The following is a 26110-nucleotide window of genomic DNA, read 5'->3' as shown; positions in this document are numbered from 1 at the left end:
TCACTTCGGTTTTTAGTTTTTTCGCCCCCGCTTTCCAAAGGGCAATATATATTGCTCTTTGGTTTTAGGGTTATTCCTCTGCGGTTTTGAGGAGGACCATATTTTTCTTTGGTCTTGTCACGAGGAAGCCGTCACGCTTTCGGAAGCGCATAAAGAGCTCGCCGTATTCCAAGCCCTCTGTTGTTTCATCGAAACGTTTGATTTCGATTCCCTTGCGGTTGCCGTGGATGATTCTCTTTGGATTCATAAAGATGGCAAGCACACTGTCGGCTTCGAGGTCGGCAAGCTGCGGCATCAGTCTTGATTCCACAACGTCATAACCGTCAATGCGTCCTGGCATTCCATCTCCTGGTTTTCTCCAGATTGGGTTGTGGTTGTCGTCCTGAATGTTTGCAATATGATTCAGAACTGTTTCGTTTAAGAACCATTTGCAATACTTTCTTTCTTCCGGCTCAACCTTGAGTTCTGCAGCTCTAAAGTCGAGGTATGTAAGTTTGCTTTCGTCTGTAGATTCGATTCTGCAAACTTCTGCCTGTGCCATATTGATAGCCCCTGTGAATGGGTCATCATCGGCAATCAAACACTGGCGGTCAAACTCCTGGCCGTAGGCTTCGGTGAAGTCTTCCAGGAACATCTTTCCAAGGTCTACAAAAACATCTTCGCCGAACTCATCGAAGAATGGAACATAGCCTGCAAGTGTGTAAGCTTTGAGCTCTGTTCTTGTCGGCATGTTTGATTTTGTAGCGTCGATTTTCTGACCGTAAGAAGTCAGCCATTTCAATTCAATCCCACCGCGGTCTCTTTCCGGGATGAAGATTGATGGTCCATTCATAGGACGATGGGTTACAAGATTCATCATTACAGACTGCTTTGCAGCTTCCTGCATGATGGTCTCTTCGTAAATCGGGTTGATAAGATACTGGTCGTTGTTTGCCAGGTTTCCGATTGGCTCACCGAGTACGGCTTTCTGTGGTACAAAGCCTTTGCCAGCTTCCCACTTAAAGTCTTTTGGATTGTTCCATTTTTCAGCTCTGATGTTCGGACAGAACTTCAAAGCTCCAAGAGTTTCGGCATCCTTGTTCCAAGCTGCGCACAAAGCTTTACCAAGATTGTAACAAACATCACGGTAAGTTAAAGGCTTCATTTCTGAATCAGTCTTTTTAAGAAGGTTACGAAGCTCCTTAACTGATTCTCTGATTCCTTCAAGCTCTGTAGTAGAGGCAGTCTGCTGACTGTCTGCCATTTTCAAAATTCCGTCAATGAGTTCTTCTGTCTCATTAAAGTATTTTGAAATCTGTTCCGGTGTTGCAGCTTCAGTTGGAACCAAGCTTTTCATATTGCTAAGTTTCTGCTGCAAATATACAATTACTTCGTTCAAGATAAACCTCCAAGTTGGTCTTGAATCAGGGCTGTCTCCAGGTCTCAATTGCAGGCAGCTCTGTTTTTTTTATTTATGCTCTGGCTTTCAAGCCTGAACAAACCTTTTCATAAAATGAAGAATCATTCTCCTGAATAATTCTTTCAATTTCCAGTTTCTTTTGTGGTACATGAATCGCAAACGGATTCGAAGGTACACAACAAATACTGAACTCCAGAAGCTCCTGCTTTCTGTAAATCAAATCACAGTCGCGGTCCTGAGCTTCCAGGAACTCACATTCATCAACACGAAAGCCCACAGAACCGCAGCGCAGAACTCCGGCTTTTACACGCTCTCCAATGCTCCAGCCAAACTCGTCAAACTCCTTGTCGTTAAAGACAATATCGCCTTCGAGCTGCTTTTCAGCCGAAACATTTTTAGCAATGCCAATGGCCGGAATACTATAGTCGTGACTCCAAAGCACAACAGGATTAGCAAGATAGTTTTTCAAATCCCATCCGCACGGATCCACTTTCTCAAAGTCACGGTCCGTATCAAAGGTACTCATTACCCAATGGAAAGAATCCTTCTGCACATCCACAGCCTTGAACACCTCAACCTGGGCACTCACTTTTCCAGAGCTCGTGTTCTCCTTAAGGAACCTCAAGAAAAGATTCTTGTCCTTTCCAAATTCCTTGTTTTCAATACCATCAATTTTAATTACCAAGATGCCAACTCCTTATATCCAGATGAGCATAGCGCTGATTCAAAACCGTTAAGTCATTTAGACACTTAAAACCGATTTTCTTCTTCAGCCAATGTGCGTGATTTCTAACTGCGTTAATTGAGAATCCTGTAATCCTGCTGATTTCTTTATTCGTAAAGCCTTTGCCCAAATAAAGTCCCACAGTAAATTCTGCACAGGTAATTTCAACACAGCCTTTTCTGTCAGAATTAACCTGCAGATACCCGTCAGAATCTTTCATCTCATCAGGAAAACATTTATCTCCGTTTTCGACCTTCTTAAGCTTTGCAACAAAAAGGTCTTCGTGTTCAATGCCGCAGATAAATCCGTCTACTCCTAGCTCGTAAAGACGCAATCCAAATTCTCTGATACAGCTTCCTCTCTCACAAAACACAATCTTCATCCGATTGTTCATCGCTTTCAAATAAATCAGCGTAAATTTCAAAATGTAGCTTAAAAAGAATCTGTCGAAAATTACAATGATTTCATCTTCAGACTTTTGTAAATGATAAAAAATCTCCATATCACTAGAGCCGTCAATAAGTTGTGCCTCTGGCAACGCCTTAGACACACATTCCATAGTCAGTTTTTTGGTATAATCGTCAGTCATACCTACAATCACTTTAACCATTTTTAACCCTCTTATTGTGATGGGGCAGAGTCGTATGCTGTTAAGGATGTGGGCTTATACCAGCAGTCGCCCCAAGGTTTTTCCTTTTCTCCTCGTTGTCTTAAAACATCATTAATTGTCTTAAGGCCAGCATTGATTTCTGCAATATCCCTGTTGCTCTGGGCATCCTCAGATTCTTGTAATTCAGGGATATTATTTAAATTGAACTCGCCGGTTTCTGAAAGATTGAAACGACGAAAGAATTGCACTTCGAGTATCTGCTCAAAGTTTTTTAATAAAGGAATTAATGTAAAGTTCCAGAATGCTCTGTGCTGGCTGTCTGTGTCGGTACCACTAAGGGAACTTTTAGAATCCTGTATGTTCGCTACTCTAGGCGGAATGCCATACTTCGCAAGCAGTGTATACAGGTTCCACTTCTTCATATCGTAAAGCTTCAGAACATCGGGGCTGAAAGTCAGCGGCTGGTACTCTGTACCTTTACCCAATACTGCCACGCGGTTTTTCATACCGTGACCATATTTTGAGTCCCAAGTTCTCGCTAAGATTTCAGCTTCTGCTTCTGTAAGAATCTGGTCAGTTTTTAAAAGCCCCTTAGGCACACCACCTTCTCTTAAAAGTCCGGAGTTCTGTTTGGCAGCGAGCAAATCCTGTTCGACTTCAAGACCCAAGCTTACCAAAGGGCTAACCCCGCGATATTCATTCCACGGATTCCAGTCCTTAAAGTGGATTATTTCATCAGGAAGGATTATACAAGGTTTCCCCGTTCCACCTTCTGTATAAACCCACTTGGTAATCTTTCCGTCTACAACAACGTGCTGCATGTTCCTTGGATTTAAAATATAAATCTCAGTTGGAATGCCGCAGCAGTAGTCTTCGCCAAACCACCAGAACGCCTCACCGTCGAGGCTCCACCAGGCGCAGGTCTGCTTCCATAAATCAAACCTGCATAGACTTTTATTAGGGTAGTTAAAAAGCTGTGCCAGCTTAGAATCGTTTACTTTCTTTCCGTTTTTCTTAATTTCAAATTCAGCCCGCGCAACATTTCTTGTGAGAATATCAATACAAACCGAAACCCACGCATGCTGTAAATAAGGATCCGTGCAGGTCTTCTTTTCGCGAACAGAAAAGTCATCTGCAACAGTTTCGTTATTTATCTCAGAAAAGCTTCGTAACTTTTTTTCTTTCTGGTTCCTCTTAAAAAGTCCCATATAGTTTATCGGTAAATCCTCAGACCATTACCACTCCAGAGGCCGCTGCGCTGAATATGGCATAACGCATAGCGTCCATGTAGTGGTCATTAACTTTTACAATCTGATTATTCTCATCCCGAGAGTAATCCCATATTTCACCAAGAACGCCGGTGCAGTCCTTACAAACAAAAAACTGTCCTCGTTCAATTTTTGCAATTATGTAATCAATCCCTGCATCCACAGAGTTATTTGCTTTTACTCCTCCAGGCACTTCCTGTATTCGCTCGCCACCAGCCGGGTCGCAATAGGTAACGAAGCAATCGTCATACCAGTTCTTTGCCTGCTGCTGTTCCACGCTGGTTTTTGTTGTAATGTTGAAGCCGCCAAAATCAGCAACAACATAAACCGTCTCTCCAACCCAGCCAACTTTCACAGCCGCAATATGAAGTCCAAAATCCTGGCCGCCTGTAAAACAGTCAAACTCTTCCGGCAGCTGGTCCCGAGTCAGAATCATAGATTCTTCAAACTTCTCGTAAACGCTTCCTTCAGGTTTTACCCAAAGACCGTCGCGGAATCGTGCCCGTTGTTTTTCCGGCATGTTATCCAGGATGTCGCTGATGTAATCTTCATCAAGGTTCTCAGCGTTATCCATCGGATTCAAAACTTCACTTGCGTAAAGCTCCGGCTTCTGCAATTTCTCATCAGTCCGAGGTTCAATCTTTCTGATGAAAACTTTGTAAGCCCAGTGCATCGGCGAACACGGGTTACAGTCATAAAAAAACTTATTCTTGCAGCCTTCGACTTTCATCGCTAATCGGCTGTAGGCAGTAGTAATAGCGGAGTAGGAGATCTGGCTCACTTCGTTGAAATAGATAGTCACATACTCGTGTCCAAGAATGCGGTCTACCTGTTCCTTATCACCAAGCCCGCCAATCCAAATCTCGCTTCCGTTCCACAAGGTAATCAAACCATCGTGTACGTTTGCTTTATAATTTTTTACACCAACAGTTTTGTTCAGCCACGGAATCAAAGTTTCGTGAAGAACAGAACTCCTCGCATCCTTCGCCCTAAAGCGACAAATCAAATGGCGGCTACCCGGGTACCTGCAGGCACGAAAGATAATCGCCATTACAAGAACAGTAGTTTTGCCAGAACGCGAACCGCCAAAAAGCAGAATATGTTTTGCTCCAGAACTCAAAAGTTCCAAAGCTTTTTTCTGCACCTTAGTCGGCTTAAAAACTTCTGTCGTCATATGCCTACAATCGAAGAGCCGTTAAAAAAAATGCACTGCATTTTTTAGGCTCATCCCCCATCCTGGCTCGGAACAGCTGTGCTGTTCCGGTCTACAAATCCTTAAAGCTATCAACAAAGCTAATCGCCAGTTCTCCCTGTACCGGCTGCTTTGCTGTTTCTTTATCTGCACCCGTAATAAACGAGTCCAGCTTTGCAGAACGTTCAAGCAAATCCATCGCTCCGTCTGCATTCAAATCTTCCGGCTTCAAAGTCTTAATTCTTTTTTGAACAAGCTCATCAAAACCGTTCAACATTTCCATCTGGCGTTTTCGTCGTTCAACACGTTCAGCCAGAATCTCTCTTTCAGTCTCCTTTGCAATGTATGCGTCGTATTCAGCAGCTCTCTCATTCCAACGGTAGAGACGAGCATAACGCGCCCAGGAGCCATACTTCTTAGGCTCTATTCCGTTCAACTCCATACAGGCCTTAATGCTTCGCTTATAGCCCATGGAACGGAAAAGACAGAAAGCCTTAAAAGCCTTAGGAGACTCATCGTCTAATTTTTTCTCCCAAGACTTTACCGGCTCACTGCCTTTATTAAGTTCACTGTCTGCGGTCTTAACAGTGTCCTTATCTCCCACCTGTATCACCTCCTGCCTGCTGGTTTATTTCTCCACGACCAGACTGGTCGTCCGTCTTTTTGCCAAATGTTCACAAAAGCTTGTTGTAAGCTTTACCGGTTCTCCACGAAACATCGTAATAGTCACAACAATGTCACCGTGCTGTTTTTCCAAAGCCGTCTCTTCAAGGTATTTGTGAGCCTCGTTTACAGCCTTCTTAATTTCAATCACTTTGCTGTCACTCATAATCACGCCTCCATTTTTGAATTGTCATAAGTCACCATCGAACCAAGCCAGTTATACAAATCAGACTTACGAAAAAGAATGTGTCTCGCATAATTCACATGCGGAATCTTATTCTCTTTGCAAAGCTTGTAGAGAAAGGCAGTGCTAAACTTCAGGTAAGCAGCCGCTTCCTCAACCGAAAGCAAATCCAGATTTTTATCTTCTGTGTCCGTCATACAAGCTCCTTTTTTGTGTTAAATAAAAAAGCCACAACGCTTTTCGTTATGGCTCAATAATAAATCCGCTTCACATTTCCTATGTGTTAATTTATGCTTTGTTTTAGTTAATTAGTATTAAGTATCTGCAAACATCTGTTAACCAAACGGAGATAAACCAAGACCCCCACCTCTGATGGGTGAAAAATCACCCGTTAGGGGTGGGGGTCGGAATCTTCGCCAAAAATTTATCCTCGAAATCATTTCAGAAGGGATTTCAGTAACGATTTCAGTAAAAAATTAAATCACTCAAAACCACTCAAAAACATTCAAAACAAATCAGTTGCATAAATCGTTAAAATGTAATAATATACATTTAGATACAGTATAACTGAGTGCTTCTGAGTTATACAAAGTCTGAGATTGTAGCTCAGCTGGATTAGAGCATCACCCTGCGGAGGTGGGGGTCGCACGTTCGAATCGTGTCAGTCTCAAACTAAAGTTCGTCAGAGATGACGAACTTTTTTGTTTTAACGCAGTAATGTCAGGATTTCATAACACGATTCGAACCGGAGTGAGCGGTTCTCAAAAAGCCGAGCAGTGGTGCAGGCTTTTTGAGAAGGCCGAACCAGGAGGGTGAGGCCAGCGAACGCAGGCGCCGCGGAAGTATTAGAGCGGGCGTTAAAAACAGCTCAGATTTATGCAGATTGGATAAACGATTGGATACAAAATGATTATCGAAGATTGAAATCTGATGAAAATTCAAGACTTTCATTAAATTGGAATCTCAATATAGAACAGAATATTGAGCAACCAAAGCGACTAGAATTATTACGTGCAACAGCTATAAAACAACTTCGCACAATTATATGGTTGGATTTTACGTCACAAAAGATTCTTTCAATTTCTGAGAAGAATGAGGAATAATCCTGTAAAGTGTCAATAAACTGGTAATAATTTACTTAAAATATGCGTAGGAAATGAAAGGGACTGTCCAAAAAGTATCGTCATGCTGAACTTGTTTCAGCATCTACACTATATCTAGGCCTATAGATTCCGAAACAAGTTCGGAATGACACTAGGAAGTAAACTTATTGGTCATCCCCCTTTCCCGCTCCCCCAGATGTTTTTAATTATTTTTGTTTTTATAGAAAAGCTATGACATTATTCGTCATACCCCCTGTGTTATCATTCTTTTAGAAGATGAAAAAATATAGTGTTGTCTGAACCCCCCGGCAGGCAGCATTATATTCTTTCTGATTTTTCTAAGTGAGGTTGATATGGAATATTTAATGAATGATGCAATTAAAAGCTATTGCGAATTTTTAGAAAAGTATTTTAAGAATCCAAATGATTTTACAGTCAAAGCTTCAGTACAGCTGATTAATGCTTATTATAATTATTATAAAAATTTTAAGTATACAGAAAATTTGAGCCATCTAATTGCAGAATCAAGAAACGATCTTGAAATTGATTTTTCAGAAAAAGAACAGGTATGGGCTTTTATTCATTTAATGATTGAGAGTATTGAAGGACAAACCTTAAACATATTCAATAAAAGACAGTGGATTTACTGCATGAAAAAATTCCAGCATGGTATGAGCAAATTGTGGGTTACAAAACACGAAAGAAAAACAAGAACAATTGTCTTATAAGAGTCAAAATAAGGAAGAAAATATGAATAGAACTGATTTTGCAAACGCTCCTCGTAATAAGAAACTTAGTTTAACGGATGAGTATCGCGGTACACAGGAATTTAAAATAAAGAATAGAGTTGAATACGATTTGGTCGGACAGATGCCAAAAAAGCTCCAGCGGAAATTTGCAAAGGAACTAAAAAAATCAGAAAGAAAAAAATTGAAAAGAATTGTAATATCAACAGATAATGGCAATTTAAGCATATATGCTCGTGATCTGATTACTTATCTAAAGAATCATAAGTTCAGACTAATTGCAAGACCAGTTCCTGTTAGAATTGCAGAATGCTTGTCTCCAATTCTTCTATGGGTAGGATCCAGCCTGACGACAAAATACGTGATAACAGAAGAGGCAAAACGTGCATATTCCAATGGGAATGAAGAATTATATAATGAGCTATCTGATTTTTAATGAGATACATAAATCACATACAATATAATTATATGCAAAGCTGAACAAAAATTTGATTATAAACGCTGCTGGTTTATTTTTCTCCAGAAATTTTTCTTAAAAAGTGCCGGGGAAGAAAAGAATTCCTTTTCAGAATTTGAGAACTGGCCTATATCGAGTTTTGCTTTTATATGGTCTAAGGTACAGATAAGGTCTGCAACCTGGAAAAGTTTATAATCTACCGGACTTACCTTTCTTACCTCAACATTTGCAAACATTGAATTGAAGATAATATTTAAAATACGTTTAAGAGGCTTTTGTCCATTATCGTAATAGATTACGATTTTATCAAAGGCATGCCAGTAATTTAAATTCTTTTCAATCTGACTTTTGATTTCTTTTGTGATTTTTGCTTCAAGAATATCTGAATCTGCACACTCTGATTTTCTGATATCAACTGTAAAAAAGCGGATAGGACACATTCGTGCAAATTTGAATATGAGGTTGAAAAGTTTTCGACGTTCTTCCATATTTAGATATTCATAGTCACCTTCACGACGGATAAGAGGTGCAGTATGAATTGCATGATGAGGATAACCTAAAGAGGTCATATATTTTTCTAAGCCGTCAATTTCTGCTTGAATAGACTTTTCCTGTTCGTGGGCAATGACAGAAACAATATAATAAGGTGAATGTGTTTCAAAATCGCCAAAGTCTCCAGCTTCATCAATGAAACAACTAAGATTTTTTTCTGCCAAGGTAAGATATGCTCCAGATTATACATTTAAAAAAAATATGGCGCGGGATCCCCACGCCGTGTCGGTGGACCGAGGTTTTTCAACCAGCCCAATTGTTATTATAAAGGATGAGGGGGAATTGTCAAGTATAAATGGTAACAGTATTTGAATTCATATTTTAGTCTTCAGAAAAAAAAATATAATCCATATGATTATTTAGTAATTGTCGTATCTCTTCAACATATTCTGGATTGAAAACAATATAATCTATTCGACTGTAATCATATTTATCAGGAACACAGTTTTGATATAAGTTATTATAATCATTTAATAACAATTTATTTAAAATATAACTCTTATCTAAAGAATCATAAGTTCAGACTAATTGCAAGACCAGTTCCTGTTAGAATTGCAGACTGCTTGTCTCCAATTCTTCTATGGGTAGGATCCAGTCTGACTACAAAATACGTGATAACAGAAGATGCTAAACGTGCATATTCCAATGGGAATGAAGAATTATATAATGAGCTATCTGATTTTTAGCCCTAGAAAAAAAAGACTTTCATAATATCCCCAAAAGTAGACTCTGTGTACAATAACAAGCACAGTAATCAACTTTTGGGTAAGAATTAAAGGCGTAATTATTTTAAATAAAAAGTCTCATTGTTATATTCTATCCAAAAAGTTCTTTCCACGGAGAAATCTTCATTCCTTTTTACAGAATTATGGATAGTCTTCGTTGATAGATTGTTTTTAAAATCTTTTGCTATTTCAATTGGAATTGGTAATTTAAATGCAAATTCTTTAGAAGAACCGCTCTTCAAAATAATATCAAATATCTGATTATCCGCATCATATTTACTTATGATATCAATGATTGAAATAGGATTCACATCCTCAAATTTTACTTTTTTTGATAAATCGATAAATAGATAGTTATCAAAAAAATCTATAAATTCTTTAGGCTCATTTCGTTCTAATTCTAATTGTTCAATATCTATCCGGTTTTTACACGAGATAGATTCCCTAATCTCGTTAATTGTATCTGTAGAAGTTTTTCTTAACTCATCAATTTTTTCATTTATTTCTTTTTCAATAAGAACTGACTTCTCAATTCTTTCATTATAGCTTGCTGTTGTCTCAAACTCATCTTTAGGTTTCTTAAAATCTACCAGACCTAATTCACAGGCATATTCATCAAATTTATTTTTAAAAAACTTTTCTATTTCAGTGCTTATTTGCTTTTCTTCATTGTCACGTATATTTTTTATTTTTGAATCGATTTTTTGAATTTTGTTTTCTGATTCAATATATAGCTTCTTATAATATTCTTTGCTATATTTTTCTTTAAATAGTGTTTTACGCTCTTGAATTTTGGATTCATAATTTAATTCGATTTCTTCTTTTCTCTCAATTCTTTCCATTCGTTCTTCAACGGTTTCTGTAACTCCTAAACCAATTCGCATTACCCCACTTAGTAAATTTCCAGTTGTATCAAACGATTTAGAAAAGTTTTTTTCCTTGATAATATTATTTATTTGTTTCCATTCATCAGGAGTATGCATGCTTTCTGTAATAAAATTTTTATTAATAAATTTATTATCGTTTCTAGCCGATGCTGCCTGTAATAACCCAATACCAAATTTATTGAATGAAGGTTTACAATACCTCATTAAATAATTTAATATTCTATCCTGACCATATAAATATGCTAATAAAAGAGAATCATTTTCATATTTATCTTTATATAATTTAACATCTTCGATGTTTTCTTTGATGAAATCCATGTCACAATTTACAATACAATCTTTGATTGAAATTTTTGATTTTCTTTCCTCTTTCTCTTTTAATTCTAATTCTTTTTGAAGTTTTTCTTGATTTGCTTTTTCATTTAATATTTGATGATATTCTTCTACTTTAAGGGAAATTTCATCATTACTGCATTCATTATTTAACTTCGTATAAAAGTTTATTAATGAGTTTTTATCAAATACCTCAGAAGAATGTGGGGGAAAGATGAAACATAATAATTGAGAAACAACATCTAACTGATTATTAACATCTAATGTTTTTGCGAGGAAACTTTTTTTAATTGGAATTATAGCTGCAAATTTTAATCCTTTTTTATCAGATTCTTCCAACGATAATCCATACATTGTTTTATTCTTATCTGTCCAAGAGAAGATAAATGTGTAAAAGGAATTTGTATCATGTAATTTTATCGAAAAATTATATACATCATTATCAGTATTGAATAAAAAACCTTCTTTTATTGAGAAATTATCAAAAATGAACCAGCCTTCTTTATATGATACGATATGGACGTCACTATCTATTATTTTTTTAAGTTCTTGTAAAATACTTTTTGCTTTTGTTAAGTCACCTTCAACAACAGATTCTTTTTTTATTGATTTCATAATTTTTCCTCCTAATGATTTAACACCATCAAGAGCACATTCTGCTGCCAAACCTGCTAATCCAATAATTAAGTCTTCCATTTTTTCTTCCTTTGATTATAAATTGTATATAAATATTATATTTTCTTTTAATCCTTATTCAGTTAAATCCTCTGGTAATAACTCTTTTAACATATCAACAGTAGTTTTTTTTGCTGAATTCAATCTTTTTGCTTGATTCATAATAATATTATCGAAATAATTTCTAGCACATCTACCATTAGAGAAGTTTTCACTATTATTCGACAATTCCTTCCTAAATACTATATTAAGCTTTTCACGTAAAGCTGGTGTAACTATATATTGCTCGTCTATACAAATTTTTTCAAAAATTTGAACTAATTCTTCAGCTGTATAATCATCGAAGTCTAAGAAAACATTAAATCTTGATTTCAATCCAGGATTTGATTCAAAGAATTGTTTCATAGGTTCTTTGTAGCCAGCAACAATAACGACGAGATCATCTCTATAATCTTCAAGGGCTTTTGTTAACTCTGTTAGACACTCGCGGCCATATGAGTCACTGTTTGAATTTTCTGTCAAACTATAAGCTTCATCAATAAAGAGAACACCACCTTTAGCTTCTTGAATTACCTTCTTTACTTTTAATGCAGTTTGTCCCTGATAGCCAGCAATTAAATCTGTTCTTGAAACTTCTATAAAATGTCCTTTTGATAAAACACCTATTTGCTTATACATTCGTCCAACAATTCTTGCAACAGAAGTTTTGCCAGTACCTGGATTACCAATAAAAGCCATATGCATTGTTTTTTTTGATTTTGGTAAACCATTATCTTCTCTTATTTTTTGTACTTTTTGAAATATGATTAAATCATTTATTATTTTCTTTACACTTGATAAACCGACAAAACTATCTAATTCCTTTTGCAAAGTTTCAAGTGATTTTTCATTCTGTTCTGTAAAAGTTATTTTTGACAAATTAGAAACTTTCTCATAACCAATAAAAAGACAGAGCTGCTCATTTAAAACTTTTATAAGATTATTGATTAATGTTTTTTCTTTCTGTGAAAAGGATGTATTATCTAAAAGCAAATTGATGTATGATAATAATTGTAAAATTGAATGTTCGTCATAATCATCAACAATTTTTATGCAAAAATCTGTTATCTTACCATTGCTATGAGAAACTGCATCTAAATTAGAGGCTGTAGATAATAATGTTTCTTTATATTTATTTTCCATTAAAAAATACCAATTATATTCAGAATTAAATCTACTAATGAAACCGAAAATGTAACACCAATAAAGCAATAAGCTAAAACACGATGTAATTTGTTCTTTTTATAAAATGTTTCAAATTCGCTCTTTTGTAATAAAATATCCATCTGTTCATTAATTTTGCATATTGATGAATTGAAGTCATTAACTTTTGTTTCATATTCGTCTTTTAATATTAAATTAGAATTAACATAATCTGAAAGTTTTTCTAAATTAGCATATAAATCATCAACATTTCCTAAGTGCTCCAATGATTCTAGTTTAATCTTAAATTTATTCAGTTCATCAACAATTTTTGAAAGCTCTAACAATGAAACTTTTATTCCTTTTAATGCTTTTTCTGCTTTATCATTTGCTACTTCAGCAGATTCAATGGAAAGTAATATAGATTGAATATATTCTTTATCCAAAGCATCAAAGGTGTCAAAAACTTCGCTAAACTCATCGATAGTTTCCATTGCACATTCGTTTGCTTTGATTAAATAATCTTGAATCTGCTTTATTATGTTATTTAATTCGTCTCCTGTAACTTTATGATTACCTAAACCAAAAAGACCACCATTAGATTTAACTTTTGATATTGAGTATGTAGTTTTTGTTTTTTCTGAAAATACCTGTAAGTTTTTTTTTGCTTCTTCAAACTTATGAGCTTCAATAACTTGTTTTTTCATCGCTAATCATCCAATTTTTTAAGTTTATTTTCTATATTTTCCAAAATATCTGAAAAATCTGTATCCGAATCATTTTCATGAATTTTTTTAACTGTATCAGAAATATACTTTTTAGCATCTTCATGTCGTTCTTGTATATTTAAGGCCGCACTTGATTTTTTATGATTTAAATGTTGAGATTTTACATTTTTAAGTTCTTCCTGAGTAGCAAGGATTTCATTTCCTTTTTCAACTTTCTTTTCATTTATTTCTTGAAGCTGTTTCTTAGCAATAAGTTTATCAATAAGATTTAATGCAAGTGCACCTATAATACCAGCAACAACACCACCCAAGAAAATACCAATAATATTTGCCAAAGAACCAAGCAATGGAATTTGGAATGCAAAGAAAGGAGCTGCAGCTAAAAGACCTTTTTCTATGACTTCACCTAAGGCGATTGCTCCACCAGCTGCTAAACCTGCCATGATAATTTTTCCAACTTCAAGCACAACTATACTAAAGGGTTTATTTTTATTGTCAGGATCCTTTAAATAATTAATTGCTTCTTTTAATGATTTCCAACCTTGCTTTAAGAAAATCCAAATCTTCTTTACAGTAGCAATAACAGGGCCAACAATTGCAGTTGCAATTGTTGTAATAGCACCATCACCAACTTGTTTTAATGTATTTTTAAGATTATGAACAAAATTCATTAAAGCTTCTTTTAATGCATCAAGCAAAGATTGTAAAGATTTTTGTTTCTGTTTAAGCCAATTTATTAACTTACCAATTATTTCTTTCAATAGAATAGTAAGCATTTGAAGAATCATAGTTCTTAAAACATCTTTACCAATACGTTTAGCTTCTTCACGTTGAGATTTTTTTCCTGTTTTTTTAGAACGTTCTTCACCTTCCTTTTTGCGTTTTTCGTATTCTTCACGAGCTTCCTTGTCTTTTTTACGTAATTCGTCTTCATCTATATTAAAACGTTCGCCAGGTTTCTTACCATTACGTTCAGAATTCAAAAACTCATCCATCGTACTATCACCTTTAGATTGATTAGCTGCGGAATCCATAAGGTTTAAGTTTTTTTCACTATTTGCAAAAGCTACTTGTTCTTCTCTTGATAAATGAGTATTTGCAGCTGGATCTCTGATAATTTCGCCTGCTGAAATTGTATGATCCATTTGTGTGTTATTTGTATTACTACCTGTTGGTCTACCATTATCAAAATCTGCGCGTGCATCATTTTTTAGTACAGTTTTCCATTTATTACTTCTGTTATCCTTTTTTTCCCATACTTGCTTTTTAATATCATACCGATAATTCTTATTGTTATATGGATAATTAGGATCTTTATTAAAATTATTTTGCCAATCATCATAACGTTTTTGATAATCTATATAGGCGTTATGACTCGCTATTTTACCGTTTGCAAAATTTTCTGTAGTTTGAATATGAGAAGATGTTCTTAAATCAAGATTTAACCCTCTATTTTCTTGTATAAAATCTTTACCAGCTTGAACACCAATTTGATTTTGAAACTGTTCCCAAACTACATTTAATACAGCCTCTCCTAATTTATCAGGATTTTGAATATTGTCTTTTTGTTCTTCCAATAAATCTAAGTCAGAGAATTGTTCCTGTAAATCATCATTTAATTTCTGTTCAAGTTCTTCAAAACTTATTTCATCTTGTGTAGTAGATGTTTCGTCATTTTCAATATCATTTGCCATGTTACATCCTCCTAATACTTTTAATAAATTGTTTTTAAGTAATTAACTTCTTCACGAATCTGATCTATAAGTTCCTGTGGCTCCAGTACCTTTACAGTTCTTCCCTGTCCAAGAACAAGACGCTTTACTTCCGGCAGCTGTGTTGTTTCAAACGAGACTTCTACGCTGCCGTCTTCATTTTGCTTTACGGTCTGGTTTTCGTGCCAGATGTGTTCTGCGGCGAAGGTGCCGATTTCTGCACTGAATAAAAGGCGGACTTTGTAATTTGTTTTTGCGCTGAGCCAGACGCCCATGGTTTTATCAACGTAATCTTTTGCGTTGAAGTCTTTAGGAACTTCGAAGCGGTCTTTTGTGAGCTGGACATTCTGCATTCTGGAGAAACTGAAAATACGGATTTCATTTTTCAGATGACAGTGGCCGATTACGTACCAGTTTCCTCTCTGGCAGATTATGTGATATGGATTGATTTTTCGTTCCATGAAAGTTGTCTTCTGTAATGGCTTATATTCAAAAGAAAGTGTCTGTTTTTTCTTTAAGCCGGAAAAGACTGCATCGAAAACTTCATTTTTGATTGGTGCAAGAGCATCTGGAATGTAAGTTAAAGAACCATCCAAAAAGCGGGAATCGATGGTAACTGTTGAAGGAAGACTCTGCCGGATTTTCTCAAAAATTGAGCTTAGTTTTTCTTCAAGAGGTGTGTTCTTGTATTGTAAGAGTAGAGTATCAAACAGTGCAAGGCTGAAAAGTTCGCCTTCTTCAAACTGGATATATTTGATAAAAAAGTTAGGGTCTTTATAATACCAGCCGCGTCTTGTCTGGTCATATTCGAGCGGTGCATAGTAATAATCACGGATTACATCCAGGTCGCGGTTTATTGTACGCAAACTAACGCCAAGTTCTTTTGCAAGTTGTGACGCATTTGGATAAGTTCCTCTACGGATGATATCATCAATTTGGCTTATACGATGTAGGAGAACAATTTTTTCTTTTGGCTGCATATAACTTTCTCGTTCCATAAATTATACCACGAATTAGCGAATTTTCAATTATACTTGATAACTACGATGAAAGACTTTTTCCAGATGGCTTCTGGTTTATATTGCCTTCTGGGCCTCGTATTCCACGAAATATAACTTCTCCATCATTTCCAGATGCTTTAGATTCCCGAGCGTCAGACTTCTTATTTTCCTCTTTCTCTTTTTTCTCATCTTTAATAACGCTGACTACAGCAGCACCAACAACTGCTCCTGCAACAACAAGAACTCCTGTAATCATTCCTTTTACAAATCCCATTTAAAATCTCCTGTCATTTTCTGAATAAATGATAACACAGTGGGTATGCCATCTAAGGTCATAGGAAAAATCTTTTCTCTCTTTTTATGCTGCATCCTGGTATAACATCAGGATTTTTTGCAATTCCTGGCGACAACCATATTTATCATGACTTATTAAATCTATAAGAATATCTTTTAATTTTTCTTTATTTTCATATGAATCTGCATATTTGACGAACAATTGAGCAACTTCATTATACGTGCTTATTATTGAATTATCATAAAAGAAACAGTTATTACAAATCGCTTCGTCAGTATTAAAGAAAAGTTGTAGCAATTCTATTGCCTGTTCTGGATCGCTGATGTTTTCTTTAATCTCATTTATCAGATTTTGAAGAGTTTCATTAATTCTATAGCCCGAATAAACTCTTTCATCTTCTTCATTCTCGGGGTAATTATGAAAATCTGATTCAATATCACTATTAAGAATTTCAAGAAGCTTGTTCTGTAAGTAATCATAACTGATTATTTTGCCGGTTGAATATTTTCTGATTATGTCTTGATTGTAATTATCATTTTCAGCAAGTTTTGTAAGTACAAACTGCATTTGTTCTTTGTTGAGGTTGCTGATTATCTCTTCAATTGTTTTCATAATGATTTTCTCCTTGTCATCACATGAATTTTATTGATTTTCCTTTCATAGTTTTTATCTGTGATAAAATCATCAAAAATGCAGTCATAATCATAATATAGTTTTAGATAGAAGGTTCTGCCCGTATCATAACATTTGATATCCCAGGTGACTCGAACATCCTTAAAATTGGTTTTTAAGCAGTTTTCAATTTTTGCAGAATTTATTTCGTTCAGCATTTTTATCTTCTGAACTTTTTTACGATATTTTCTTAATTCTGAATAAAATCGAAGCGTATTCTTTTGAAAGTTTATAATAAATTTATTTATGATATCCAATAAAAGGCCTGATTTTTCACAGATACAAAGTTTACTTTTTTCATAAACAAGATATAAATATAACTGAATATAATAACATTCTTTTTCATGTGGCTTCATGACAATTGCTATCTCATATCCACTTTCACATCCTGTTTTTACGTCAAAAAAGAATTTTAATTTTCCAAATGACTCATTAAAACCAAAGCTTGATATATTATTTTCAATAGCAAGGTTATCCATAAAATCAATCGCAGAGTCTTTAGAAATATATTCATAGCGATTTGAAGAATCCCAAAAACAGTTTTCTTCTGACTCATACTCTCTTAGCAAGTTTCTCCAGAAGTCTTCAATTACCATATTAATTTTCATCATAACGACTGGCCTCTTTTTCAGAGAAAATAGTGCCAATGCCGCCTGCTGGGAGGTAACAGGCAACATTGCCACTTTTAATGTTATGTAATTAAGATAACATAGGGGGTATGACAACTAATGACAGAGGTAATAAAGATTTTTTACTTTTTTATATTCTGAAAAGGATAAACTTTGTTGCCATAATCAGAAGTGAATATAAGACAAAGAAAACACAAAAAAGGATGATTCGCTTTCTATAATGATTTTTGAATGTTTTAACAATCTGAGGGCCGTCTGGGATATCTTTAAGTTCAGGAACAACTGACTTTACAATCTGGAGTCCGTCAAAAAGATAGGCAATGTATTTATATTCACTGCAAACAAAATCTGAAACTCCATGAGAAAAGCTTTTCTTTTTATAAACTGATGTTGCGATTTTCTTTGTCAGTTGGCCGTAAGTTTTTAGATAAATGATAAAACGGATTAAGGCATATGCCCAAATTGAAACGAAAATTGCAACTGCAACCTTTCTTGAAATAACATTGCCAAATGGTTTTGTAACCAGTATTGTGCAACCGACTGCATTTACAAAAAATGTTATTATAGTTGTTGCTAATATTGATTTATAAATTTCTGAAAGTTTTTCATCTATCTTTTGGTAGCTGACCTCGTAGAACTTGTTTTCAATTTTCTTTTCAAGTTTTGGAAGTGCATATTTTGAGACTTCTCTGAAAACTGTAAGAAGTACAGAAAGATCATCTAATAAACCGACACCTGGAATTGTATCAGGGAGAACATCTATCGGAAGCACCAGATATAAAAGAGCACCGATAATTACAAGCTTGAGGCGAAGAGGAACTTCTGGTGACTTTGCCTGTTCCCAGAGAAAAAGAACTTTATCCCAGATTTTTGCGATGACACCTTTTTTCATTGCAGGAAGTTTTGAATCTAATTCCTGGACATCCTTTTCTGTGGATTGCTTTCCTAGTTCATCTGCTTTTTTGAGTGCCTTTTTCTTTGTTATGGTGTTCATAAGAGAATAATAGCACTTATTAAAAATATCTGTAAATGATTTAAATGAATGAAAAAATTATTTTTATCACTGACATTATTTGTCATACCTCTTGTACTATCTTTGTTTTAGAAACTAATAAAGTTTCTAAGGAGTCAATATGATAAAGAGAGTATTAGGTACTTGCCTGGCAGCAGCTGCGCTTACAATTACAGGTAAAAAAATTTCAGATTATGCAGAAACAAAACCGGCCCTAAAAAATGTAAAGGATAAGCTTAAAAAGACCGGACAGGATTTTTCAGATGATTGCAAGGAAGTTGTTTTAGCAATTAAACAGGCTTTTGTGAAAGAAAAGACTGAGCCAGCTGCACAGGTAGGATGAGGATGTATTATTCAAGTATCATAAAAACTCAATTATTTTATGATACTTGATATTTTAGGATGCAGTAAAAAGATAATTTCAGTTGAAAGAATACCAGGAAAAAGAAGTGCTTACTGCAACCGCCACGAACACAGACACACCATGCAATGTGCCGACCGTCGCGGCGAATCGTATCAGTCTCAAAAAAGAACTTTCATTTCAGCAGTAATTATATCAAATAAACCACAAAGCCCAGAATCACCAGAAGTACAAGGTTATAGGCGGTGAATACAGCAAAGTAACTGTGGTTGTGATTGTCGGTGGGTTCGGTGGTTTCGATACGCCCGCTTTGCGGGCACTCAACCACCGATGCCGTTTCGGCGCTGTAAAGCTTAAACGAAATCACGCTTGCCATTGAAGCAATCAGTGTGCCCAGGCCGCCCACATTTACAGCAAGCAGCAGCATAGCCCCGTTTTCTGTAAAACCGCTGAGAAGCAGGGCGGCCGGCACGTTGCTTATTATCTGGCTGGCGGCAATTCCGGTCAGGTAAGTTTTAAGTGGTGACGACAAAAGTGAATTTATAAAATCAGTAAAAGCCGGAACCTTTGAAAGACTTTTTGTAAAAATAAAAAAGCCCACAAAAGTTAGCAGCAGACTGTAATCAACTTTTTTGAAAAGACGCCAGTTGCAGATTGCCATTATCACAATTGTTACTGCTAACATAATCAGATAATTAACTACATGAAAAACTGTCAAAAGACAGATTACAAAATCCGCAAAATAAAGGGCTGTACGGAAATCAGCCTTGAGGCGGACAACCTGAGTCTGTAAAACATTTCCACTAAGTTCATGAGGCTCTGCCATTCCACCGTGCTCTGCAAGCTTTCTGCGGGTCAAAAAAACAATTATCACTGCGAGAATAACAAGCGAAGGCAGGGCAATTTTAGCGGTCAGCGCAAAGAACTCAAGCGCGCTAAAACCGTAATAAGAAAACAAATAAAGATTCTGAGGATTTCCCATCGGAGTGATACAAGAGCCTAGATTTGCCGCCAGAGTTTCAAGCACAACAATATGAAGAGCCGGAAGCTCAATCCGTCTGAAAATCAAAAGTGTAATAGGTACAAAGGTCAAAAGGGCAACATCATTCGTAACAAACATGGAAGAGAAAAATACCAGATAAGTCAAAAGAAAATAAAGCGCCCTTCTTGTCTTGCAAAGTCTCAGCAACCTTGCCGCAATAAAGTCCAGAAAGTTCTGACTCTGAAAAGCCTTAATCACAATCATCAGCGAAAATAAAATTGTCAGCGTTCTAAAATCAATTGCCTGAATGCAAAGTTCCACCCCCGGGCGAATTACACAAACCGCAAGCACAGCCAGAAGAAGTGCCGCAAAAAGCACAGGCTCTTTCTTTATAAAATTTTTCAAACCTTCAAAAAGCTTTTTCATTTTTCTTCACCTTCATTTTCTTTCTGAGCAAGATTGACAACCCACTTTTCTTTTTTAAGCCAGAAATGGGCAATCATGATTTTCGGAACTTCAACAAACTTTATGATGGCATACATGGCAACCGGCCCTACTCCGGTAAATTTTGCAAGCAGAAAAATCCCCGGGATTACAACTCCAAGATTTCCGATTCCATCAACCAGCATTCCCATCATCGTATCACCGCCCGCACGACTCACTGCAAACTGTCCGTTTATGTAAACCCAGGCCGGCATATAAAGAGCCATCACTAAAACCATCTGGCGGCAGATGTGCTGAGAGTTTGCGCTGAGATTTCTGAAAACCACAGGAACCAGCAGCATACACAAAAATCCAATTCCTGTAAAAAATAGACCAAAGATTTTAGCCCCGTTCAAAAGCCATACCTTCTCCCGACGGGCCTGATCCAGCTCTCCCCTTCCCAAATCCTTTCCTATGATTACACCCGTCGCCGTTATAATTCCATTGAAGGCAACAAAGAAAAGATTTGAAATTGCAAAGCTGGAAGACATTCCAGAAACAACATCTGCACCGCCTCGGCCGTTGTAAAGAGCAGTCGTAATTGTTTCTGCCATAGCCCAGACCATTTCGGAAAGCATAATCATCCAGGCCTTTTTAAGGATCTCACCAAAAAGTCCAAAATTTATACGGAAAATATCAAAAAGCTTAATCGCAAAATCCGGCTTCTGCTTAATCATGTAACCGATAAAAATCAGTGCTTCAACTGAGCGTGCAATTACCGTTGCAATGGCAGCACCGCGTACCTCAAGCCTTGGCGCACCAAGATTTCCGTAAATCAAAATCCAGTTACAGACAGTATTTACGCAGGTTGCAATAATCGAAATTACAAGCGGTACCTTTACCTTACCAATCTCGCGCAGAGAAGAAGAAATCATTGCAGAGAGCATCCAGGGAATGCCCATAAAGCCCATGATTTTCATGTACTGAACGCCCTGATCCAGAATCAAATCTGCCTGGGAATTGCCGCGAACCATGAGGCTTAAAATCTGACGGGGCAGCACAAAACAGGCTACAGAAAATACAACTACAACGAAAAGCCCCATCCAGAGCTTAAAGCAGAAGGACTGCTTCATTCCCTCTTTATCTTTTGCTCCGGAAAACTGAGTCATGAATATTCCGCCGGCCATGCAGATTGTATTCATAAAAACCATGCAGACAAAAATAATCTGTCCGCAGATATTTACACCGGACATTTTAACATCGCCCAGCCCGGCCACCATAAAATTATCTATCAGCGAAACCAGATTCTGAATCAGCATCTGGGCCATAACAGGAATGGCAATTTTGAGGGCCTGAGCGTAAAAAGAAGCCGGTCCAAAGCTCCGTCCTATAGCGTATTTTTTTTGAAGCATTGTGAGATTATACCTCAGGATTACACTTGTTTCTATATAATAAGAGATTTTTAATTTGCCGAAACCTTTTGACTTTTAGTATATTATATATATAGATACTAAATTAGCCGGCATATCCGGAAATGAGATTTTGGCAAAATTATGAGCGATGAAATTTTAGAAGACACTATTATGGATGAGGTTACTGCACTTCCCCCATCACTGATGAATAATCTGGCTGTTTCCGGCGATTTTTATAAGATGGCCTTTCAGTTCCAGCAGATTATGATGATTTATGAAAGTGCAATTAAACAGATTGAAACAAAACTTGATATTCTCAATAAAGAAAGCAGTGTAAACAGAACTCGTAATCCTATCAGCACGGTAAAGAGCCGTATCAAGAGCCCGGAAAGCATTGCCAACAAGCTTGAAAAGAAAGGTCTTCCCATCAATTTCGAATCTATGATGAAGAATCTCAACGACATTGCGGGCGTAAGGGTTATCTGTCCTTATATTTCTGATATTTATTCTGTCCGTGATATGCTTTTGAAACAGCCGGATTTAACTCTGATTAAGCAGAATGATTATATTGAAAATCCAAAGGAATCGGGTTACAGAAGCCTTCACCTTGTAATGGAGATTCCGGTTTATCTTTCTAAGACTGAGCACCACGTTCGCGTTGAAATTCAGCTGCGTACGATTGCCATGGATTTCTGGGCAAGTCTTGAACATCAGCTGCACTATAAAAACAGCGCCCACGTGCCGGACAGTGTAAGACGTGAACTTTACCGTTGCGCCGAAACAATCGCCATGACCGACCGGGAGATGGAAGAGATAGCCATTGAGTTGCAGGCATTGGATTAAAACTTCATCGCCGTTGTGGCAGGCTCCCGTGGGAAAACAGACCAGCCAACGGGAGCAGCTCGCAAGTCTCGCTGCTTGAGCCATTATTTCGATAATCCTAAAACGGCCCGCTGTCGCAGCCCGTTTTTTAACGGATTTTCGATTTTAGGCTTGTTGTTCTGTCCCTTTTTTCTATAGTCAAATCAATTATTGAATTATAATCCAAGGTCTGCATCTTTTTAACCAAGGTGCCGATAATCTGAACATGAAACGAGTTCTATTTTTGATTATCGCGTTCCTGATTCTTATCACACCACTCTTCTCTGAAGTCTACAAGACTGGTGTTACTGCTTCTTACTATGCAGAGGACTTTCATGGCAAACGAACCTCTAACGGTGAGCGTTTTAATATGAATGATTACACCTGCGCTCATAAATCTCTTCCATTTAATACTATTCTTAAGGTAACAAATCTTGCAAACGGAAAGACCTGCGAAGTTCGCGTAAACGACCGCGGGCCCTTCGTTGCTACGCGTGAAATAGATCTTTCAAAAGCTGCCGCAGTAAAGCTTGGAATGATAGGCAGCGGAACTACAAAAGTAAAACTGGAAATAGTAAAAAAAGGGGCAAACACAAAGCTAAGTCAGCAGACTGCCGCCTCAGCCTCTAAGATTATGGCAAAGCTTGGAGGAAGCTCGGCAAAGGCAAGCTCAAACTCAAAGACATCTACCGCCAAAAAGCCTGCAAACCTCGCTCCCGGCACCTACTGGGATATACAGTTGGGAGCCTTCAGCACAAAAGAAAACGCAAAAGATTTTGCCCGCAAGCTATCCCGTGCCGGATTTAAAGACATAGTACTTCAGACTTCCGCAAGCAAAGGTATAACTCGTGTTGCGATAAAAGAAATCCCAGCCGAAAAAGTACCCTCTACTCAAGATAAACTCTCAAAAGCCGGCTTCACAGAACAAACACTTAAGAAACGAAAATAAAAAAGAGCCCGGAAAACGGACTCTTTCTTATGGATTAAACTGCAGCCGAAGGCTGTCAGTTTGAATCTGGTTTGGCACGCACGCAAAGCGTGTCGCGCCATTAAAAGTTTTAGGCTGCAGGCGGCAGCCTGTCAGCCTGAAAACATATTAAACAAGACCCTGAGCAACCATTGCGTTAGCAACCTTAACGAAACCAGCGATATTAGCGCCAGCAACGTAGTTAACCCAGTTGCCATCCTTAGCACCAAACTTAACAGCTGTGTCGTAAGCATTGTTATGGATGTTGATCATAATCTGGTGAAGCTTTTCGTCAACTTCTTCTGCAGACCATGAAAGGCGCTCGCTGTTCTGAGACATTTCGAGACCAGATGTTGCAACACCACCAGCGTTTGAAGCTTTTCCTGGAGCATAGAGAATCTTTGCAGCGAGGAACTTGTTTACTGCGTCGATGTTAGATGGCATGTTAGCACCTTCAGCAACAAGCTTTACACCGTTCTTCAAGAGCTTATCTGCATCTTCACCGAGCAATTCATTCTGTGTAGCACATGGGAATGCACAGTCAACTTTAACTTCCCAAACCTTCTTTCCAGCATAGTATTTTGCGTTAGGGAACTTCTTAACATATTCAGAAATACGACCGCGTTTTTCACCCTTAAGCTTCTTAACCCAGTCGAGCTTCTTCTGTGTAATACCTTCTTCATCGTAGATATATCCGTCAGAGTCAGAAAGAGTAACAACCTTAGCACCAAGCTGAATAAGCTTCTGAGCAGCGTAAGTAGCAACGTTTCCAGAACCAGAAACTGAACATACCTTACCTTCGAAGTTGTCTCCAACCTTCTTGAGCATTTCCTGAGCAAAGTAAATAAGACCATAACCAGTAGCTTCTGTACGAATCAAAGAACCACCGAATGTAAGTCCCTTACCTGTAAGAACTCCAGTATACTCGTCGCGGATTCTCTTGTACTGACCGAAGAGGTAACCAATTTCACGTCCACCAACGTTTTTGTCTCCGGCTGGAACGTCTGTATCAGCACCAATATGGCGGTAAAGTTCTGTCATGAAAGACTGGCAGAAACGCATAACTTCTTTGTCTGATTTTCCATGTGGATCAAAGTCTGAACCACCCTTTCCACCACCCATTGGGAGTGTTGTAAGAGAGTTTTTAAGAACCTGTTCAAAACCAAGGAACTTAAGAACAGAAAGATTTACTTCCTTAGAGAAACGAAGGCCTCCTTTGTAAGGTCCAATAGCAGAGTTGTACTGTACGCGGAAACCACGGTTTACATGATACTTTCCCTTGTCATCCATCCAAGGTACTCTGAACTGAATAACGCGCTCTGGCTCTACCAGGCGTTCAAGAATTGCGTTTGGTTCAAGTTCTGGCATTTTAGCAACAACAGGATCAAGAGTTGTCAAAACTTCCTCAACAGCCTGCAAGAATTCAGGTTCGTTTGCATTCTTTGCTTTTACTTCTTCCCATACACGGTTTACGTAAGCATTTTTCATTTCGTTTTACTCCTCGGTAAATGCACAAGCAGCGGGCAATTCAGCAATCGGCAGGCCTGTGCCGCATTCTGCATAATTATACATTTCCAAGGAATAAATATACCACAAACAGTGTTTCTATGAAAAGTAGTAAACAAAAGAATTTATTAAATTTTAGTAAAGTTTTTTAATGGTGATTAAGTAGCGCGGCATTAAAGCATTTACAGTATTTCGTTATACCGCACCGAAGGTGTCGGTTATCAACAACGTTTACGCGGCACGAAGTGTCCGTGTATAGTCAAGTTATACGGCAGCGTGCCTGACACGCTGTCCGTATGACAAAAAAAAAAGCCGGCAGCTATCTACTTTCCCGGGACGAACCCAGTATCATCGACGTAAGAGAGCTTGACTTCCGTGTTCGGAATGGGAACGGGTATTACCTCTCCACTATGGCCACCGGCATTATTAACAATGCAGAGTTACGAAGTGCGTAAGTTCCACGAGGGAAGCACGCAGGACGGAATATTAACAGAAGAAACATTTTTGTTCAAGTAACTTATGAACGGAAACGATGATATGGCCAAGTCTCACGACTTATTAGTAATGCTCGGCTGAACGCCTCACGACGCTTACACCTGCATCCTATCAACCTGGTAGTCTCCCAGGAGTCTTCAGGGAACTTAAAGTTCCAGGGAAGTCTAATCTTGAGGTGGGCTTCCCGCTTAGATGCTTTCAGCGGTTATCCCTTCCGGACTTAGATACCCAGCACTTACCCTTGGCAGGATAACTGGTAAACCAGAGGTTCGTCCACTTCGGTCCTCTCGTACTAAAAGCAGCTCCTCTCAAACTTCCATCGCCCATAACAGATAGGGACCGAACTGTCTCGCG

Annotated in this window: 28 protein-coding genes, 1 tRNA gene and 2 rRNA genes; 7 read left to right on the top strand and 24 right to left on the bottom strand. The window is 37.4% G+C overall.

The genetic code is table 11. From position 1 onward, the window contains the following. Window positions 1-70: 70 nt before the first annotated feature. The 8 genes from G626_RS0106105 to G626_RS15590 all read right to left on the bottom strand — a co-directional run bounded on the left by G626_RS0106105 (window position 71) and on the right by G626_RS15590 (window position 6237). Window positions 71-1378 carry a phage major capsid protein gene (locus tag G626_RS0106105; protein ID WP_022931903.1) on the bottom strand — a complete coding sequence of 436 codons (1308 nt, stop codon included), beginning with the start codon at window positions 1376-1378 and terminating at the stop codon, window positions 71-73. Window positions 1379-1451: 73 nt separating this feature from the next. Continuing rightward, on the bottom strand, window positions 1452-2084 hold the full coding sequence (locus G626_RS17345; protein WP_022931902.1) for an HK97 family phage prohead protease: 633 nt from the start codon (window positions 2082-2084) through the stop codon (window positions 1452-1454). Then, entirely contained in the window at window positions 2074-2733 is a 660-nt protein-coding gene (locus tag G626_RS0106095; protein ID WP_022931901.1) for a helix-turn-helix transcriptional regulator, read from the bottom strand. The genes G626_RS17345 and G626_RS0106095 overlap by 11 nt, the downstream gene beginning before the upstream one ends. A gap of 11 nt (window positions 2734-2744) precedes the next feature. Further along, window positions 2745-3941, bottom strand: a complete 1197-nt coding sequence (locus G626_RS0106090) for a phage portal protein (protein WP_022931900.1) — start codon at window positions 3939-3941, stop codon at window positions 2745-2747. Between the two features lie 19 nt (window positions 3942-3960). Then, complete coding sequence (locus G626_RS0106085) at window positions 3961-5175, bottom strand: phage terminase large subunit (RefSeq protein ID WP_022931899.1); 1215 nt, start codon at window positions 5173-5175, stop codon at window positions 3961-3963. Window positions 5176-5266: 91 nt separating this feature from the next. Beyond that, on the bottom strand, window positions 5267-5797 hold the full coding sequence (locus G626_RS0106080; RefSeq protein ID WP_022931898.1) for a hypothetical protein: 531 nt from the start codon (window positions 5795-5797) through the stop codon (window positions 5267-5269). Window positions 5798-5821: 24 nt separating this feature from the next. Further along, window positions 5822-6022, bottom strand: a complete 201-nt coding sequence (locus tag G626_RS0106075) for a hypothetical protein (protein ID WP_022931897.1) — start codon at window positions 6020-6022, stop codon at window positions 5822-5824. Window positions 6023-6024: 2 nt separating this feature from the next. Beyond that, complete coding sequence (locus G626_RS15590) at window positions 6025-6237, bottom strand: helix-turn-helix domain-containing protein (RefSeq protein WP_022931896.1); 213 nt, start codon at window positions 6235-6237, stop codon at window positions 6025-6027. Window positions 6238-6635: 398 nt separating this feature from the next. On the opposite strand from G626_RS15590, the gene G626_RS0106065 reads away from it, so the two are divergent. The 4 genes from G626_RS0106065 (at window position 6636) to G626_RS0106050 (ending at window position 8325) form a co-directional block, all read left to right on the top strand. Beyond that, window positions 6636-6710, top strand: a tRNA-Arg gene (locus G626_RS0106065). Between the two features lie 142 nt (window positions 6711-6852). Next, complete coding sequence (locus G626_RS0106060; RefSeq protein WP_022931895.1) at window positions 6853-7143, top strand: hypothetical protein; 291 nt, start codon at window positions 6853-6855, stop codon at window positions 7141-7143. A 353-nt stretch (window positions 7144-7496) separates the two neighbouring features. Continuing rightward, window positions 7497-7871 (top strand): hypothetical protein, encoded by a 375-nt coding sequence (locus tag G626_RS0106055; RefSeq protein ID WP_022931894.1) that lies wholly within the window; start codon window positions 7497-7499, stop codon window positions 7869-7871. Between the two features lie 22 nt (window positions 7872-7893). Beyond that, window positions 7894-8325, top strand: a complete 432-nt coding sequence (locus tag G626_RS0106050) for a hypothetical protein (protein WP_022931893.1) — start codon at window positions 7894-7896, stop codon at window positions 8323-8325. Between the two features lie 56 nt (window positions 8326-8381). Here the strand turns inward: G626_RS0106050 and G626_RS0106045 are convergent, their stop codons facing one another. From G626_RS0106045 to G626_RS17335, 11 genes are all read right to left on the bottom strand, one after another. Beyond that, complete coding sequence (locus G626_RS0106045) at window positions 8382-9062, bottom strand: DUF3800 domain-containing protein (RefSeq protein ID WP_022931892.1); 681 nt, start codon at window positions 9060-9062, stop codon at window positions 8382-8384. A gap of 347 nt (window positions 9063-9409) precedes the next feature. Next, window positions 9410-9544 carry a hypothetical protein gene (locus G626_RS18340; RefSeq protein ID WP_269208115.1) on the bottom strand — a complete coding sequence of 45 codons (135 nt, stop codon included), beginning with the start codon at window positions 9542-9544 and terminating at the stop codon, window positions 9410-9412. Window positions 9545-9682: 138 nt separating this feature from the next. Beyond that, entirely contained in the window at window positions 9683-11539 is a 1857-nt protein-coding gene (locus tag G626_RS0106040) for a hypothetical protein (RefSeq protein ID WP_022931891.1), read from the bottom strand. Between the two features lie 54 nt (window positions 11540-11593). After that, complete coding sequence (locus G626_RS0106035; RefSeq protein WP_022931890.1) at window positions 11594-12700, bottom strand: AAA family ATPase; 1107 nt, start codon at window positions 12698-12700, stop codon at window positions 11594-11596. Continuing rightward, window positions 12700-13407 (bottom strand): hypothetical protein, encoded by a 708-nt coding sequence (locus G626_RS17340; RefSeq protein ID WP_022931889.1) that lies wholly within the window; start codon window positions 13405-13407, stop codon window positions 12700-12702. The genes G626_RS0106035 and G626_RS17340 overlap by 1 nt, the downstream gene beginning before the upstream one ends. Before the next feature lie 2 nt (window positions 13408-13409). After that, window positions 13410-15122, bottom strand: a complete 1713-nt coding sequence (locus tag G626_RS0106025) for a hypothetical protein (protein WP_022931888.1) — start codon at window positions 15120-15122, stop codon at window positions 13410-13412. Between the two features lie 20 nt (window positions 15123-15142). Next, entirely contained in the window at window positions 15143-16120 is a 978-nt protein-coding gene (locus tag G626_RS0106020) for a helix-turn-helix transcriptional regulator (RefSeq protein WP_022931887.1), read from the bottom strand. Between the two features lie 61 nt (window positions 16121-16181). After that, the gene (locus tag G626_RS0106015) at window positions 16182-16415 is read right to left on the bottom strand and encodes a hypothetical protein (protein ID WP_022931886.1); all 234 of its coding nucleotides are present in this window, start codon (window positions 16413-16415) and stop codon (window positions 16182-16184) included. Window positions 16416-16499: 84 nt separating this feature from the next. Continuing rightward, a complete protein-coding gene (locus G626_RS0106010; protein ID WP_022931885.1) occupies window positions 16500-17048 on the bottom strand; it encodes a hypothetical protein in 549 nt (182 codons plus the stop codon). Beyond that, window positions 17045-17719 (bottom strand): hypothetical protein, encoded by a 675-nt coding sequence (locus G626_RS0106005; protein WP_022931884.1) that lies wholly within the window; start codon window positions 17717-17719, stop codon window positions 17045-17047. The genes G626_RS0106010 and G626_RS0106005 overlap by 4 nt, the downstream gene beginning before the upstream one ends. Before the next feature lie 148 nt (window positions 17720-17867). Beyond that, window positions 17868-18731, bottom strand: a complete 864-nt coding sequence (locus G626_RS17335) for a YkvA family protein (RefSeq protein ID WP_022931883.1) — start codon at window positions 18729-18731, stop codon at window positions 17868-17870. Between the two features lie 139 nt (window positions 18732-18870). Here G626_RS17335 and G626_RS0105995 point away from each other — a divergent pair, with 139 nt between their 5' ends. Continuing rightward, complete coding sequence (locus G626_RS0105995; RefSeq protein WP_022931882.1) at window positions 18871-19092, top strand: hypothetical protein; 222 nt, start codon at window positions 18871-18873, stop codon at window positions 19090-19092. 208 nt (window positions 19093-19300) lie between these two features. Here the strand turns inward: G626_RS0105995 and G626_RS0105990 are convergent, their stop codons facing one another. Together G626_RS0105990 and G626_RS0105985 are read right to left on the bottom strand one after the other, a co-directional pair. Continuing rightward, window positions 19301-20518: an SLC13 family permease gene (locus G626_RS0105990; RefSeq protein ID WP_027727006.1), complete on the bottom strand. Its 1218-nt coding sequence runs from the start codon at window positions 20516-20518 to the stop codon at window positions 19301-19303. Beyond that, window positions 20515-21927, bottom strand: a complete 1413-nt coding sequence (locus G626_RS0105985; RefSeq protein WP_022931881.1) for an MATE family efflux transporter — start codon at window positions 21925-21927, stop codon at window positions 20515-20517. The genes G626_RS0105990 and G626_RS0105985 overlap by 4 nt, the downstream gene beginning before the upstream one ends. Window positions 21928-22068: 141 nt before the next feature. Between G626_RS0105985 and G626_RS0105980 the strand changes: the two genes are divergently transcribed. Beyond that, window positions 22069-22770 (top strand): GTP pyrophosphokinase, encoded by a 702-nt coding sequence (locus G626_RS0105980; protein WP_022931880.1) that lies wholly within the window; start codon window positions 22069-22071, stop codon window positions 22768-22770. Window positions 22771-23014: 244 nt separating this feature from the next. Continuing rightward, window positions 23015-23737 carry a septal ring lytic transglycosylase RlpA family protein gene (locus G626_RS0105975; RefSeq protein WP_022931879.1) on the top strand — a complete coding sequence of 241 codons (723 nt, stop codon included), beginning with the start codon at window positions 23015-23017 and terminating at the stop codon, window positions 23735-23737. 147 nt (window positions 23738-23884) lie between these two features. On the opposite strand, the gene gdhA is transcribed toward G626_RS0105975, so the two are convergent. The 3 genes from gdhA to G626_RS0105960 form a co-directional block, all read right to left on the bottom strand. Then, window positions 23885-25243 (bottom strand): NADP-specific glutamate dehydrogenase, encoded by a 1359-nt coding sequence (gene gdhA / locus G626_RS0105970; RefSeq protein ID WP_022931878.1) that lies wholly within the window; start codon window positions 25241-25243, stop codon window positions 23885-23887. A gap of 328 nt (window positions 25244-25571) precedes the next feature. Next, window positions 25572-25683: ribosomal RNA gene (gene rrf, locus G626_RS0105965) — 5S ribosomal RNA — on the bottom strand. Window positions 25684-25798: 115 nt separating this feature from the next. Beyond that, window positions 25799-26110, bottom strand: a 23S ribosomal RNA gene (locus G626_RS0105960); the annotation flags it as partial.

The sequence above is a fragment of the Treponema bryantii NK4A124 genome, assembly GCF_000421345.1.
In the GTDB taxonomy this organism is placed as follows: domain Bacteria; phylum Spirochaetota; class Spirochaetia; order Treponematales; family Treponemataceae; genus Treponema_D; species Treponema_D bryantii_B.
The sequence above is the reverse complement of the archived record's forward strand: the minus strand, read 5'-3'. Positions and strand labels throughout refer to the sequence as shown.